At 62.8% G+C, this 13,207-nt stretch carries 13 protein-coding genes; 2 read left to right on the top strand and 11 right to left on the bottom strand.

From position 1 onward, the window contains the following. Positions 1-9: 9 nt before the first annotated feature. The 9 genes from G6N78_RS07170 to G6N78_RS07130 all read right to left on the bottom strand — a co-directional run bounded on the left by G6N78_RS07170 (position 10) and on the right by G6N78_RS07130 (position 9,293). Complete coding sequence (locus G6N78_RS07170; RefSeq protein WP_165216984.1) at positions 10-978, bottom strand: sensor histidine kinase; 969 nt, start codon at positions 976-978, stop codon at positions 10-12. A gap of 81 nt (positions 979-1,059) precedes the next feature. Then, positions 1,060-1,428, bottom strand: coding sequence for a DUF423 domain-containing protein (locus G6N78_RS07165; RefSeq protein WP_165216982.1), 369 nt, complete (start codon positions 1,426-1,428; stop codon positions 1,060-1,062). Next, complete coding sequence (locus G6N78_RS07160; RefSeq protein ID WP_165216980.1) at positions 1,425-1,823, bottom strand: globin domain-containing protein; 399 nt, start codon at positions 1,821-1,823, stop codon at positions 1,425-1,427. Before G6N78_RS07160 ends, G6N78_RS07165 begins: the two co-directional genes overlap by 4 nt. Before the next feature lie 119 nt (positions 1,824-1,942). Continuing rightward, entirely contained in the window at positions 1,943-2,122 is a 180-nt protein-coding gene (locus tag G6N78_RS07155; protein WP_165216978.1) for a hypothetical protein, read from the bottom strand. A gap of 63 nt (positions 2,123-2,185) precedes the next feature. Then, complete coding sequence (locus tag G6N78_RS07150) at positions 2,186-4,081, bottom strand: ABC transporter ATP-binding protein (protein ID WP_165216977.1); 1,896 nt, start codon at positions 4,079-4,081, stop codon at positions 2,186-2,188. Between the two features lie 13 nt (positions 4,082-4,094). Next, positions 4,095-5,948, bottom strand: coding sequence for an ABC transporter ATP-binding protein (locus G6N78_RS07145; RefSeq protein WP_234905899.1), 1,854 nt, complete (start codon positions 5,946-5,948; stop codon positions 4,095-4,097). Between the two features lie 264 nt (positions 5,949-6,212). Continuing rightward, a complete protein-coding gene (locus G6N78_RS07140; protein WP_165216973.1) occupies positions 6,213-6,989 on the bottom strand; it encodes an ATP-binding cassette domain-containing protein in 777 nt (258 codons plus the stop codon). Next, on the bottom strand, positions 6,989-8,071 hold the full coding sequence (locus G6N78_RS07135) for an ABC transporter permease (RefSeq protein ID WP_165216971.1): 1,083 nt from the start codon (positions 8,069-8,071) through the stop codon (positions 6,989-6,991). Before G6N78_RS07135 ends, G6N78_RS07140 begins: the two co-directional genes overlap by 1 nt. A gap of 196 nt (positions 8,072-8,267) precedes the next feature. Further along, complete coding sequence (locus G6N78_RS07130) at positions 8,268-9,293, bottom strand: sugar ABC transporter substrate-binding protein (protein WP_165216970.1); 1,026 nt, start codon at positions 9,291-9,293, stop codon at positions 8,268-8,270. 219 nt (positions 9,294-9,512) lie between these two features. Between G6N78_RS07130 and G6N78_RS07125 the strand changes: the two genes are divergently transcribed. Together G6N78_RS07125 and G6N78_RS07120 are read left to right on the top strand one after the other, a co-directional pair. Beyond that, on the top strand, positions 9,513-10,745 hold the full coding sequence (locus G6N78_RS07125; RefSeq protein ID WP_165216968.1) for an ROK family transcriptional regulator: 1,233 nt from the start codon (positions 9,513-9,515) through the stop codon (positions 10,743-10,745). After that, positions 10,745-11,173, top strand: coding sequence for an RbsD/FucU family protein (locus tag G6N78_RS07120; protein WP_165216966.1), 429 nt, complete (start codon positions 10,745-10,747; stop codon positions 11,171-11,173). Before G6N78_RS07125 ends, G6N78_RS07120 begins: the two co-directional genes overlap by 1 nt. A gap of 147 nt (positions 11,174-11,320) precedes the next feature. Here the strand turns inward: G6N78_RS07120 and G6N78_RS07115 are convergent, their stop codons facing one another. Beyond that, positions 11,321-12,601, bottom strand: coding sequence for a TRAP transporter large permease (locus tag G6N78_RS07115; RefSeq protein ID WP_165216965.1), 1,281 nt, complete (start codon positions 12,599-12,601; stop codon positions 11,321-11,323). After that, the gene (locus tag G6N78_RS07110; RefSeq protein ID WP_165216963.1) at positions 12,601-13,128 is read right to left on the bottom strand and encodes a TRAP transporter small permease; all 528 of its coding nucleotides are present in this window, start codon (positions 13,126-13,128) and stop codon (positions 12,601-12,603) included. The genes G6N78_RS07115 and G6N78_RS07110 overlap by 1 nt, the downstream gene beginning before the upstream one ends. Between the last annotated feature and the right edge of the window lie 79 nt (positions 13,129-13,207).

Below are 13,207 nucleotides of genomic sequence, written 5' to 3'. Positions count from 1 at the left end.
CCGCCGCGTCTACGCCCTGCGTTTGAGCGGAAACGTCAGGTGGCACGCCAGCCCCGTTTCGGCATAATCGATTTTGGCTGTACCATTGCCGGCTGCCACCGTTGCGGCAATCAGGCGTGATCCGAACCCTGTTTTTGCAGGCGGCGACACCGGCGGACCACCCTCTTCGCGCCACTGGATGTCCAGATCCTCACCCGTGCGGCTCCAGACGATCTTGACGATCCCGCTGGGCACCGACAATGCGCCGTATTTTGCCGCGTTGGTCGCCAGTTCGTGGATGACAAGCGCAAGCCTCGGTGCAACATCGGCATCCAGCGTGATCTTCTGCCCGACAAGCTGCAGGCGTTCGGGATCGTAGGCCGAGAGCAGCACGCGCAGCAAGGTTTCAAGGTCGCCCGATAGCTGGCGATCACCCGCAGATACCTTGTGGGCTTCGGAGAGTGCGCGAAGCCGGCCCTCGAAGCGGGGCATGAACTGCGCAAGGTCGGTGCTGGAGCGCGCCGTCATCTGGGCGATGGCCTGGACCAGCTGCATGAGGTTGCCGACCCGGTGACGCATCTCCCGGGCCAGTACGTCGGCCTGGCCCTCCGCCTGTTCCAGGGCCGCGACGAGAGACTGCAACGCGTGCACGATCGCGATGGTCAGGCTGCCGAGACTGACGAACACGAGAGTGGCGATGCCCGCGCCCCAGATGTGGACCGGCCGGATCGACAGCCAGATGGTGATGGCAAACAACACGGCCCACCCGATCAAAGCAATGCCGGCATGGCGTCCTCCGAGGGCTGCCGCGACGATGATGAAGGGGAAGAAGGTGTTGAAGGGCGCGCCCGGCAGGAAACGGTTCAAGAGAAACCAGATGCCACCGGACATCACCGCAAGACCGAGCGCAATCAACTGGCCTGCCAATGCGGAAACGCGCCTGCGCGGCGTCATATAGATCCACCAGGGGCTTCCCCAACCGGGAACGTCACGCGGCATGCCGGGCTCCGACAATCACAAGACTATTCTAACATGCTGCCTGTAGAAGCGCCATCGACAGTCGCGATCGCCGTCGCGCTGTTACGTCCTGTTTTCCCGCATCAGGCCGCCTGACGCGATGAGCAGCCAGCCGAGGATCATCAGCATGCCGCCCGAGGGTGCCGCCATCGGAAAGAGACCAGACTGGGCAAAATGGCGCGACAGAAGATCCGCGCAGAACAGCACAGTGCCGAGTGCCAGAACCAGAGCGGCGAGATTGGCCGTTCTAATCCGACCGTCTGCCAGGTAGAGCGCCAGCAGAACCGGCGCGTGGGCAAGACACATGGCGGAGGCAGAGCCAAGGAGGCGGCCATCGCCGCCATGGCTTGCGGCTGCGGCCAGCATGACGCCGGACGCGCCCATGAAACCGGCCAGCATCAGGATGGCGGGGCGAAATCCGGAAAGCCTCATGCCTCTTCCTCGCGGTTCTGCATGTGATGGGCAAGACGCTCGACGGGCGCCCAGATGATCTCGCGCAGTTTCGGGTTTTCGATCGTCTCATCCATGGCGCGTTGAAAGCACAGGAGCCATTCATCCCGCTCTGCCACACCGATGGGGGCCGAAAAATGGCGGGCGCGCAGGCGCGGATGGCCATACTTCTCCACATAGACCGGTGGACCGCCGAGATAACCGGTGAGGTAGTCGTAGAGCTTATCCTCGCTGCGGGAGAGATCGGCCGGGTGAATGGCCCGGCATCGCGCCGCTTCCGGCAGACTGTCCATCAGTTCGTAGAAACGGCGGACCAGGACCCGCACGGTCTGGTCTCCGCCGATCGCTTCATACAGCGTGATGGTTTCGCCGCTCATGTTTCCAATCCGTCCTATCGTCCGAGACGGTGTTAGACGTCCGGGGAGGGCACGGCAAGCGTCATGGCGACGCAGGGAGAAGAGAGGCGGAGGCCACGGGTGCGCCTTCGCCCTCCGCTTTACTCGGAGCCGGGGTCGATCTCGCGAGCGTTCGGATCCGGCAATGCGCCGGTGCCGGGGGTCTTTTCACCATTGACGCGGGCGCGGGCATCGGGTCCCGCCGGGATCACGCCCTGGCGCGGATGATCCGGTGCCTGTTCTTCACCGACGGCACGCTGTGCGTTTCTGTCCTTGTCCATGTCTGTCTCCTCGTTTTCACCGACGAGACAACGGCAGGAGTGGACCATGGTTCCAGACGGCGCTTACGTGGCCGACGGGTGGGCGGCATCCTCGACCACCTCATCCGGAATGTCATCGAAGGAGGCGTAATTCAGGTTGTAGAGCCTGGAATAGAGTTTGCCGTTCGCCATCAGCTCCGCGTGGTTGCCGCTTTCGATCAGCTCGCCGTTCTGCAGCACGATGATGCGGTCGGCTTCGCGGATCGTCGCCAGACGGTGGGCGATCACCAGACCGGTGCGGCCTTCCAGCAGTTTCACCAGCGCCTTCTGGATCAGCATTTCGGTATAGCTGTCGATATTGGCAGTCGCCTCGTCCAGAACCAGGATCTTGGCATCGGCAACGAGCGCCCGGGCAAAGCTGATCAGCTGCCGCTGGCCGAGCGACAGATTGCCGCCGCGCTGGCCGAGCTGGCTGTCGTAGCCGTCCGGCATGCGCATGATGAAATCATGCGCGCCGACCGCTTTTGCCGCCTCGATCACCTGGTCACGGGTCGCCTCCGTCTTGTGGTAACGGATGTTGTCGAAGACGGTGCCGGTGAACAGGAAGGGTTCCTGCAGCACCATGGCGATCTGCTGGCCAAGCGAATCCTGGGTGAGATCCCGCACATCGTGGCCGCCGACGAGAACGGCGCCCTGTTGCACCTCGTAGAAGCGGTGGATCAGCGACATGCAGCTCGACTTGCCGGACCCCGTCGGGCCGACCAGTGCCACCGTCTCGCCCGGATTGACGCGGAAGCTGACATTCTTCAGCACCGGGTGTTTCGCATTGTAGCCGAACACGACGCTGCGGAACTCTACCGAGCCGTCCATGTCCGGCGAGAGGGCCTTGGCATCCGGCTTGTCCTTAATGTCCACCCGCACGTCCAGCACATCGGTCAGCCGCTGGCCGGAGGCCATGGCCCGCTGCATCACCGAATATTGCAGGGTGAGCGAGCGGATCGGGTCGAAGAAGCGCTGGATATAGAAGAGGAAAGCGACCATGACCCCGACATCCAGCGCCTGACCCAGAACACGGGCGCCCCCGACGACGATGACGAGCGCCATGGCAATGCCGGTCAACGTATCGACGATCGGCACCATGACCTGCGCGAGGCGGGCCGCCTTCAGGTGGTTGACGAGGTTGGTGCGGGCCTTGTCATCGAACAGCGTGAAGTTGACGGCCTGGCGCTCCATACCCTGCACGGCGCGCACGCCGTGGATGGCTTCGGCCAGCGCGCCGCTTGCCACGGAATTCGATTCATGCGCCGCCATGAAGGACTTGCGCGCCACCGGCAACCAGAAAATGCGCACGATGAACAGGACCGGCAGGGCGGAGAGCGTCAGCAGGCCGAGATAGAAATCGAGATAGAGCATCACGCCGACGATGCCGATCAGAAGCGTGATGTCGCCGACCGAGAGCACCGAAGTTTCGAGGAATTCCTGCATGGAGTTCACGTCGCCCTGCAGGCGCGACATCAGGCGACCGACCTCCGTCTTGTCCATGAAGGAGAGCGAAACCCGCTGGAGATGCGAGAACATGGCGCGGCGGATATCGAAGAGCACGTCTTCTGCCACATTGCCGACCAGCGTTTCCTGCGCATAGCTTGCGGCAAAATTGATGAGGATGGCAATACCGAAAGCGATGATCGCATAGAGGAGGGCGGAGCGGTCACCGCCCGGCTGCATGCCGTGGTCGATGGCGTAGCGGATGATCAGCGGGATCATCAGCTGCATGGCGGTGAAGACCAGCACGGCGACGACGGCCAGCGTCACTTGCCGGCGGTAGGGACGGACGAAATCCCAGATGCGGGCGACGATGTTGCGATCGAACACCTTGCCGAAGATTTCCTCTTCGATGCGGTGCGAGCCGACCACGGCGCGGGGCGGGCGGCGTCCGTCATCGCGCACGTCGGCGCGTTCGGTTTCCATTTCTTCTGCCATGATCTTGCCTCCCTCAGCCGGCCAGCGTTTCATCGTCGGGCCGGATCTGCAGGTCGTAGAGGGCGCGGTAGCGTCCCCCAAGGGCCAGAAGATCCTGGTGCGAGCCCTGCTCGACGATCCGGCCGTCTTCCACGAAGAGGATGCGGTCGGCATGCATCAGCGAACTCAGCCGGTGCGCGACGATGAGCGTCACCCGGTCTGAGGCGTAGCGACGCATGGCGCTGCGGATACGCTGTTCGGTGGCGGCGTCGATGGCGGCGGTCGAATCGTCGAAAATCATCACTGCCGGCTTCAGCATCAGCGCACGGGCAATCGACAGGCGCTGCCGCTGGCCGCCGGAGAGCGAGACACCCCGTTCGCCCACCACGGTGCCGTAACTTGAGGGGAGCCCCAGCACGTAATTGTGCAGCTGCGCGCTTTCGCTGGCCCGCGCGATCTGGTTTTCGCGCGCCCAGGGGTCGCCGTAAGCAATGTTGTTTTCGATCGTGGTGGTGAAGAGGAAACTGTCCTGCTGGACGACCACGACGGCGCGGCGCAGCGATTGCAGCCTGATATCCCGGATGTCCTGGCCATCGATGGTGATGCGGCCTTCGGTCGTGTCGTAGAAGCGCGGGATCAGATGAGCGATCGTCGATTTTCCGCTGCCGGGCGGGCCGACGATGCCGATGGTCTCGCCGCGCTTCGCCTCGAAGCTGATCGCCTGGAGAACCGGATTGTCGGGAGCTGCCGGATAGGCAAAGCCGACATTGTCGAACCGCAGCGTTCCTTCGGTGATCTTCAGGGCCGGCGCTTTCGGATCATCCTTCACGGCGATCTCCATGTCGAGCAGGCCGAACAGGCGCGACCCGCAGGTGGAGGCGCGGGCAAAGGCGTTCACCATCAGGCCAAGCTGGCGCACCGGCATCTGCAGGATGGTCATGAAGGTGAGGAAGGAGGCGAGCGTGCCGACGGTGATCTCGCCGGTCGTCACCTTGCCGCCACCGACCCAGAGCACGAGGCCCATGGCGGCGAAGAAGGAGAAGGTCATGGCGCTGGTGTTGGCCACCCGGATGCCGACGCGCTGATGGGCCAGCGTCAGCGCATTGCGCGAGGCGTCGTCAAACTTCTCCAGCTCGTGTTTCTGGGCGGAAAAAGCGCGCACGACGCGGATGCCGCCGAGATTTTCCTCCATCACCCGGGTCAGCACGGCAAGGCGCTCCTGCAGGTCGAGCCAGGTGGCGCGCAGACGAAGCTGGGTGACGGATGAGCGCCAGCCGACGAAGGGCACAAAGCTCAACGCCAGAAGGCCGAGCACCACATCGGTCGAGAGCAGCAGATAGGCGCCGATACCGATCAGAACCGACAGGAAGATCATTCGGACGAGCGCGGTGGAGAAATACATGCGCACGCCTTCCAGATCGAGAAGGCCGACGGTGATCAGGTCGCCGGAATGCATGCTGTCATGGAAGCTGAAGGACAGCCGCTGGATTTTTTCGTAACAGGCGAGCCGGAGCTCGTAGCCGATATGGTGGCCGACGGCTTCGCTGTAATAGTTCTGCACCATTGTGAAGAGGCCGCGCGCCACACTGGCGCCCAGCAGAAGAAGGGCGGTCCATAAAAGCGCATCCTGTGCTTCCACGCCCAGGCTTCCGCTCGCCATGATGCCCTGTGCCTGATCGACCGCCCGTCCGAGGAGTTCCGGGATCATCAACTGGAAGCTGGAGGCGATGAAGGTGGCGCCGATCGCCGCTCCCGATTGCCAGGGGTGGCGAAACGCCATCACGGTGATGCGGGTCAGGATGGAGAGGCCCTTGCCCCAGCCTGCGGCTTTGACGTGGGCAAGAGATGCGGAAAGCTGGGCTGCTCCGCCATTGGATGAGGCTGTCACGATCGTCATTCCAGTATGGGGCGCGCAGGCAGGATGCGCGTGTCTACCGCGAGACTTAGGCGGAAGGTTGCCGAAGGGAATGACATAGGAGACCGATTCTCTCGGAATCGGAAGAGTTATCTTTTCACAAATCTCAACTGATCTGCGAGGTGGGTGATCATTTGTCCGACAAGTGCCGGTGTGAAGGCACCATACTGGCCTTTAGGGAAAGGGGCCGCGCTGGGTCCGTTAAGAAGCGCGGCCCGAGGAGCTGGTCGCCTGGGCTCAGGCGGCCAGTGGTTCCGGAGACTTTGCCCCGGTCATGAAGGCAACCGCATCCGACATCGAATAGTCCTTCGGGTTGATGACCGTCAGGCGCTTGCCGAGCCGGTGGATATGAATGCGGTCGGCCACTTCGAACACATGCGGCATGTTGTGCGAGATGAGAACGATCGGAATGCCGCGCGAGCGTACGTCAAGGATCAGTTCCAGCACGCGCCGGCTTTCCTTGACACCGAGCGCTGCCGTCGGCTCGTCCAGGATGATGACCTTGGAGCCGAAGGCGGCGGCACGCGCCACCGCCACACCCTGGCGCTGGCCGCCCGAAAGGGTTTCCACCGCCTGATTGATGTTCTGGATGGTCATCAGGCCGAGCTCGGACAGCTTTTCGCGGGCGAACTTTTCCATGGCCGGACGGTCCAGCTTGCGGAAGACGCTGCCCATGACGCCCGGTTTGCGGATCTCGCGACCGAGGAACATGTTGTCGGCAATCGAGAGTGCCGGCGACAGGGCCAGGTTCTGGTAGACGGTTTCGATGCCGGCTTCGCGCGCCTCGATGGGCGAGCGGAAGCTGACTGGCTTGCCCTCGAGACGGATCTCGCCTTCGTCCGGGCTGACGGCACCGGAGATCGCCTTGATCAGCGAGGACTTGCCGGCGCCGTTATCGCCGATCACGGCCAGGATTTCCCCCGGGTAGAGATCGAAATCGGCGCGGTCGAGTGCGGTGACCCGGCCGTAGCGCTTGATGAGACCGCGGGCGGTGAGGATGGGTTCCTGTGCCATTAGCCTGCTACCTTTCTGATCCACTGGTCGATTGCGACGGCTGCAATGATGAGCACGCCGATCAACAGATAGGTCCATTGCGGGTCCGTGCCGATCAGGCGAAGACCAAGCGAGAAGACGCCGACGATCAAGGCGCCGAAGAGCATGCCGAGGATCGAGCCGCGGCCGCCGAAGAGCGACAGGCCGCCGATCACCACCGCCGTGATCGATTCGATGTTGGCGAACTGACCGGCGGTCGGGGAGACCGAGCCGATACGGCCGATGAGGGCCCAGCCACCCAGCGCACAGATAATGCCGGAGATGGTGTAGACGGAGATCAGCATCTTCTTGACGTTGACGCCTGCCAGTTCGGCGGCATCCGGATCGTCACCCACGGCATAAAGATGCCGGCCCCAGGCGGTGGAGTTCAGCACATACCAGAGCACCAGCACGAGCAGCACCATGGCGATGACGCCGTAGGTGAAGACGGCCCCGCCAATGCGGATGTTTTCGCCGAAGAACTGCAGGAGCGGCGCTTGGGCGGCCAGATCCTGCGAGCGGATGGTCTCGTTGGCGGAATAGAGGAAGTTCGTGGCGAGCACGATCTGCCACATGCCGAGCGTGACGATGAAGGGCGGCAGCTTGATGCGGGCGACCAGGAAGCCGTTGATGAGGCCGCAGATGGCGCCCACGGCAAATCCGCCTACGATCGCCAGCGGCGTCGGTATGCCGTAGTGGATCGCCAACTGCCCCATGACCACGGAGGAGAGCACCATGATGGCACCGACCGACAGGTCGATACCGGCCGTCAGGATGATCAGCGTCTGGGCGGCACCGATGATGCCGGTGATGGCCACCTGCTGCAGGATGAGCGTCAGCGAAAAGGCCGAGAAGAATTTCGTGCCGAGAATCGCGCCGAACACGGTCAGCGAGAGAAGCAGGACGATCAGCGGCACGGCCGCGGGGCTTCCATGCAGGAAATGCTGGAATTTCTGCAGCGCTGTCTTGTCGTTCGTGTCGAACTGGGCGACCTGCGTTGAACTGCCCGACAGGACTTTTTCATATTCCATGTGCGGTTTTGTGGCGGCTTGTGGCTCGCTCATGATTTCCTCCCTTGGCCTCGATCGAGGATATGAGGGCCGACACAGGAGGATAAACGGACCCTCTTCATTGTCGGCTACGAGAACTGCATGCATCGCATGTTCTGGATCTGGGGCATGGCCTCTAGATCATGTTTGCCAGAAGGGCGGCCTGAGCCGCCCTCCGAGCCATTCAAATCGTACACTCAGAGCGTGAGGCTCAGCCCCAGCACTTGGCAGTGCCTTCCTTGGTGTCGATGGACGGAACGCCCTTGGCCGGCTTGTCGGTAACGAGCGCCACGCCGGTGTCGAAGAAGTTCTTGCCGGCGGTCGGCTTCGGCTTCTCACCGGTATCGGCGAACTTCTTGATCGCTTCGATGCCGAGCGATGCCATCAGCAGCGGATACTGCTGCGAGGTGGCGCCGATGATGCCTTCCTTGACGTTCTTGACGCCCGGGCAACCGCCGTCAACCGAAACGATCAGCACGTCCTTTTCCTTGCCAACAGCCTTCAGGGCTTCGTAGGCACCGGCAGCGGCCGGCTCGTTGATGGTGTGGACGACGTTGATGCCCGGGTCCTTCTGGAGAAGGTTTTCCATGGCCGTGCGGCCGCCTTCTTCGTTGCCGTTCGTCACGTCGTTGCCGACGATACGCGGATCCTTTTCGTCGCCGATGCGGGTGATGTCACCTACGTCGATGCCAAAGCCCTTCATGAAGCCCTGGTTGCGCAGAACGTCGACGGACGGCTGGGCCGGGGTCAGGTTCAGGAGGGCGATCTTCGCATCCTTGGCCTTGTCGCCGAGCGTTGCAGCGGCCCACTTGCCGATCAGTTCGCCGGCGAGCAGGTTGTCGGTGGCAAAGGTGGCATCGGCAGCATCGATCGGGTCAAGCGGCGTATCGAGTGCGATGACGAGCAGGCCAGCCTTGCGGGCTTCCTGAACGGCCGGGACGATGCCCTTGGTGTCGGACGCGGTCAGCAGAATGCCCTTGGCGCCGTCGGCAATGCAGGTCTCGATAGCCGCGACCTGGCTTTCAGAGTCGCCGTCGATCTTGCCCGCGTAGGACTTCAGCGTCACGCCGAGTTCCTTCGCCTTGGCCGTCGCGCCTTCCTTCATCTTGACGAAGAAGGGGTTGGTGTCGGTCTTGGTGATCAGGCAGGCGGAAACGCCCGCTGCCGAAGCCGGTGCGGCGAAGACAACGCCAAGCGCGAGCGTGGCAAAGGCTGCAGTCAAAACAGTTTTCTTCATGGGGCTCCTCCCAGAGTAGTGGATCTCCGCACGGCGCGGATCATTTTCAGGCAATGACGGTTCCGAGTGACAGAACGCCTCCTCCAAGCCGCCCGCCTTTGCAGGTCCAATAATGCGCAAAGTTCCACCCCTGTCAATAATTAATTCCGATTGATTTATTAATAAGGGAGCGGTAGTTTTGCCCCTGCAGCGACAATGGGTGCCTAGGGAGGGGTGGCCATGACCGTCCAAGGGAATCCGCCGTCAGGTACAGCACAACCGTTCGCCTCGGGTCTTGCCGGCGGCTCGAACCAGGTCCGCGTGCGCGCCTATAACGAACGGCTCGTGCTGTCTTTGGTGCGTATGCACGGTTCCTTGTCGAAGGCCGACATCACGCGGGCGAGCGGACTGTCCGCCCAGACCGTCTCCGTCATCATGCGGGCACTTGAGAAGGACGGGCTTCTTCTGCGCGGCGAACCGCAACGCGGCAAGGTGGGCCAGCCTTCGGTGCCGTTGCGCCTCAATCCCGATGCGGTGTTTTCCTTCGGCGTGAAGATCGGTCGGCGTAGCGCCGATGTGGTGCTGATGGATTTCGTCGGCAAGATCCGCCTGCAGGTCCGCCAGACCTATGCCTATCCGAGGCCGGAACAGATCATCACCATCATCATGTCCGGCATCGAGCGGCTGGAGGCGCAGATGTCGGAGGAGCAGCGGACCCGGATTGCCGGCGTCGGCATCGCCGCCCCCTTCGAACTGTGGAACTGGGCCGAGGAGGTGGGCGCGCCGCCGGGCGCCATGGACGAATGGCGCGGTTTTGACCTGCAGGCCGAGATTGCCGCGCGCGTCCGCCATGCCGTCTACCTGCAGAACGACGCGACCAGCGCCTGCGGGGCAGAGCTTGTGTTCGGCGTCGGACCCTCCTATCCGGATTTCGTGTATTTCTTCATCGGCTCCTTCATTGGCGGCGGCATCGTGCTGAATAACGCGGTGTTTTCCGGGCGCACGGGCACGGCGGGGGCGCTGGGACCTCTGCCGGTGCGCGGCAAGAACGGCGAAAACCGGCAGTTGCTCGATATCGCCTCCATCTTCGTGCTGGAAAAACTGCTTCTGGAGCGCGGCATCGACCCGCAGCCCTTATGGTATTCCGCCAATGACTGGGTGGATTTCGGCGAGCCGATGGAGATCTGGATCCGCGATACGGCGGAAGCGCTGGCCCAGGCGATCGTTGCCGCCGCTTCCGTCATCGACTTTGGTGCCGCCGTCATCGACGGCGGCTTTCCCGCCTGGGTGCGCCGGCGCATCGTCGAGGCGACCGTCGAGGCGGTGTCCCGGCTCGACCTGCAGGGTGTTATCATTCCCGATATCATCGAAGGGGCGGTCGGCGCGCAGGCGCGCGCCATCGGGGGCGCGAGCCTGCCGATCTTTGCCCGTTATCTCACCGACCAGAGTGTCTTGTTCAAGGAGCTTGCGTAATGCTGAAGGGCATCAACCCCATTCTCAGCCCGGATCTTTTGGCGACGTTGCGTGCCATGGGGCATGGCGATGAAATCGCCATCGTGGATGGAAACTATCCGGCGCTGGAGCATGCGCGCCGGCTCGTGCGGCTGGATGGTCATGCCCTGATCCCGGTGCTGGATGCGATCCTCTCCGTGATGCCGATCGACGATTTCGTTGCGGATGCGATCTTCCGGTCCACCAAGGGGCCGGAGCGCGACACGCTCGATCCGGTGCATGAAGAGATCATTGCCTGCTGCGCCAAGCACGAACCCGATCGGGCCATCGTGCCGCTGCTGGGACCGGATTTCTACCCGCGGGTCAAGGCGGCGCATACCGTGGTGCAGACCGGCGAACCGCGGCTCTATGCCAATGTGATTCTGAAAAAGGGCGTCATCTATCCGTGATGGGCGGATGTCCGTGATTGTGTAGAGCGTACCGGCGCACTGGCGGACCTGCGCCGGATATTTTCATGACGAAGGCCGGTGGAGCGATCCACCGGCCTCTTTTTGTGATCCTGGGAGGATCAGGGTCATGTCACTGTTGCCGCAACGTCAGCGGAACAGGCTCGGCAGCCAGAGCGAGAGTGCCGGGATGTAGGTGACCGCCATCAGCACCGCGACGCTGGCGCCGAAGAAGGGCCAGATCGTTTTCATCGCCTCCCGGATGGTGATGCCGCCCACCGCGCAGCCGACGAAGAGGACGGTGCCGACCGGCGGCGTGTTGAGCCCAATGCCGGCGTTGAGGATCATGATCACGCCGAAATGCACCGGATCGACGCCGAAGGCTTTCACCACCGGCAGAAGAACCGGCGTCGAGATGATGACGAGCGGTGCCATGTCCATGAAGGTGCCGAGCAGCAGCAGGATGATGTTGATCACCAGGAGGATGATGATCGGATTGTCCGAGATCGCTCCGATCGCTCCGATCATCAGTTGCTGCACCTGCAGGAAGGCCATCAGCCAGGCAAAGGATGCGGCGGTGCCGATGACGAGGAGAACCATGGCGGTCGTGCGGACGGCACCGGTCACCGCTTCCACGAAACCGTGCCAATTGAGTTCGCGGTAGACCAGCATGGCGACCAGGAAGGCATAAAGAACGGCGATGCAGGAGCTTTCGGTCGCCGTGAAGATGCCGGAACGGACGCCGCCGAAGATGATGCCGATCAGCAGGATGCCGGGAAGGGCGGCCAGTAGGTAGACCAGCAGGTTGGTGAAACCGGGGAAGGGTTCGGACGGATAGCCGCGGCGACGGGCCACCACATAGGCCGTCACCATCAGCGCCACGGCCAGCAGGAAGCCGGGCAGAATGCCGGCGGTGAAGAGATCGGCGACCGAAACATTGCCGCCGGCGGCGATCGAATAGAGGATCATGTTGTGCGACGGCGGGATCATCAGCGCGATGATGGCCGAGCTGGTGGTGACGTTGACCGCATAGCCGCGGTCATAGCCACGCGCCGCCATCTGCGGCACCATCAGGCCGCCAACCGCCGAGGCATCGGCGACGGCCGAGCCGGAAATGCCGCCGAACAATGTGGAGGCAACGATATTCACCTGGCCGAGACCGCCGCGCAGATGGCCGACGAGGCCGGCCGCGAAGCGGATGAGGCGTGCCGCGATGCCGCCGCGCACCATCAGGTCGCCGGCGAAGATGAAGAACGGGATCGCCATCATGGCAAACACGTTCATACCGGAGTTCAGCTGCTGGAAGATGACGATCGGCGGCAGGCCGAGGTAGAGAACCGTGGCGAGCGAGGCGATGCCGAGGCAAAAGGCGATCGGCATGCCGATCGACATCAGAACCATAAAGGAGCCGAAAAGAACTGCATAGGCCATCAGACGGTCTCCACATCGTCCACTGCGGAGGCAGCGGTTTCCGGTTCGGCAATCAAAACATCGCAGAGACGTTCGAGCGCAAACAGTGCGATCATGGCGCCGCCGATGATGAGAGGGATGAAATCGACACCACCCGGCCAGCCGAGGACGGGAATCGTGGCCGTCCAGGTGCCTTTGGCCAGGAGCACGCCGTAATAGCTCATGAAGCCGCCAAAGCCCGCGACAAGGATCAGGCTGATGATATCCATGCCCCGCTGCACCGGTTTGGGCATGGCGTAGCGCACGATATCAAGGCCCAGATGCCCGCTTTCGCGCACGCCGACGGCAGCGCCCAGCAGGATGAACCAGGACATCAGGAATAGAGAGAGCGGTTCCGACCAGCTTGGCGTGTCATTGAGCACGTAGCGGCCAAAGACCTGCCAGCCCACGATGAGGGTCATGGCAACGATGCCGGCAGCGGCGAGATAAAGCGCGAGGCGGCTGAGGAAACCCAGCACAGGCCTGACGCTGCGAATGAAATTCTTCATTCCCTTGTCCTTTGCGCAAGTGAAAGCGCGTCATGAAGAAAAAGGGGCCAGTGCAATCTGCAACTGGCCCCTCGCTGGG

This window comes from Allorhizobium pseudoryzae, assembly GCF_011046245.1.
GTDB classification, from domain to species: domain Bacteria; phylum Pseudomonadota; class Alphaproteobacteria; order Rhizobiales; family Rhizobiaceae; genus Neorhizobium; species Neorhizobium pseudoryzae.
This window is presented reverse-complemented; position numbering and strand designations above follow the sequence as displayed.

Coding starts and splice junctions, on each gene's coding strand:
- G6N78_RS07170 (WP_165216984.1), bottom strand. CDS start 978: ATGCCGCGTGACGTTCCCGGTTGGGGAAGCCCCTGGTGGATCTATATG.
- G6N78_RS07165 (WP_165216982.1), bottom strand. CDS start 1,428: ATGAGGCTTTCCGGATTTCGCCCCGCCATCCTGATGCTGGCCGGTTTC.
- G6N78_RS07160 (WP_165216980.1), bottom strand. CDS start 1,823: ATGAGCGGCGAAACCATCACGCTGTATGAAGCGATCGGCGGAGACCAG.
- G6N78_RS07155 (WP_165216978.1), bottom strand. CDS start 2,122: ATGGACAAGGACAGAAACGCACAGCGTGCCGTCGGTGAAGAACAGGCA.
- G6N78_RS07150 (WP_165216977.1), bottom strand. CDS start 4,081: ATGGCAGAAGAAATGGAAACCGAACGCGCCGACGTGCGCGATGACGGA.
- G6N78_RS07140 (WP_165216973.1), bottom strand. CDS start 6,989: ATGGCACAGGAACCCATCCTCACCGCCCGCGGTCTCATCAAGCGCTAC.
- G6N78_RS07135 (WP_165216971.1), bottom strand. CDS start 8,071: ATGAGCGAGCCACAAGCCGCCACAAAACCGCACATGGAATATGAAAAA.
- G6N78_RS07130 (WP_165216970.1), bottom strand. CDS start 9,293: ATGAAGAAAACTGTTTTGACTGCAGCCTTTGCCACGCTCGCGCTTGGC.
- G6N78_RS07125 (WP_165216968.1), top strand. CDS start 9,513: ATGACCGTCCAAGGGAATCCGCCGTCAGGTACAGCACAACCGTTCGCC.
- G6N78_RS07120 (WP_165216966.1), top strand. CDS start 10,745: ATGCTGAAGGGCATCAACCCCATTCTCAGCCCGGATCTTTTGGCGACG.
- G6N78_RS07115 (WP_165216965.1), bottom strand. CDS start 12,601: ATGGCCTATGCAGTTCTTTTCGGCTCCTTTATGGTTCTGATGTCGATC.
- G6N78_RS07110 (WP_165216963.1), bottom strand. CDS start 13,128: ATGAAGAATTTCATTCGCAGCGTCAGGCCTGTGCTGGGTTTCCTCAGC.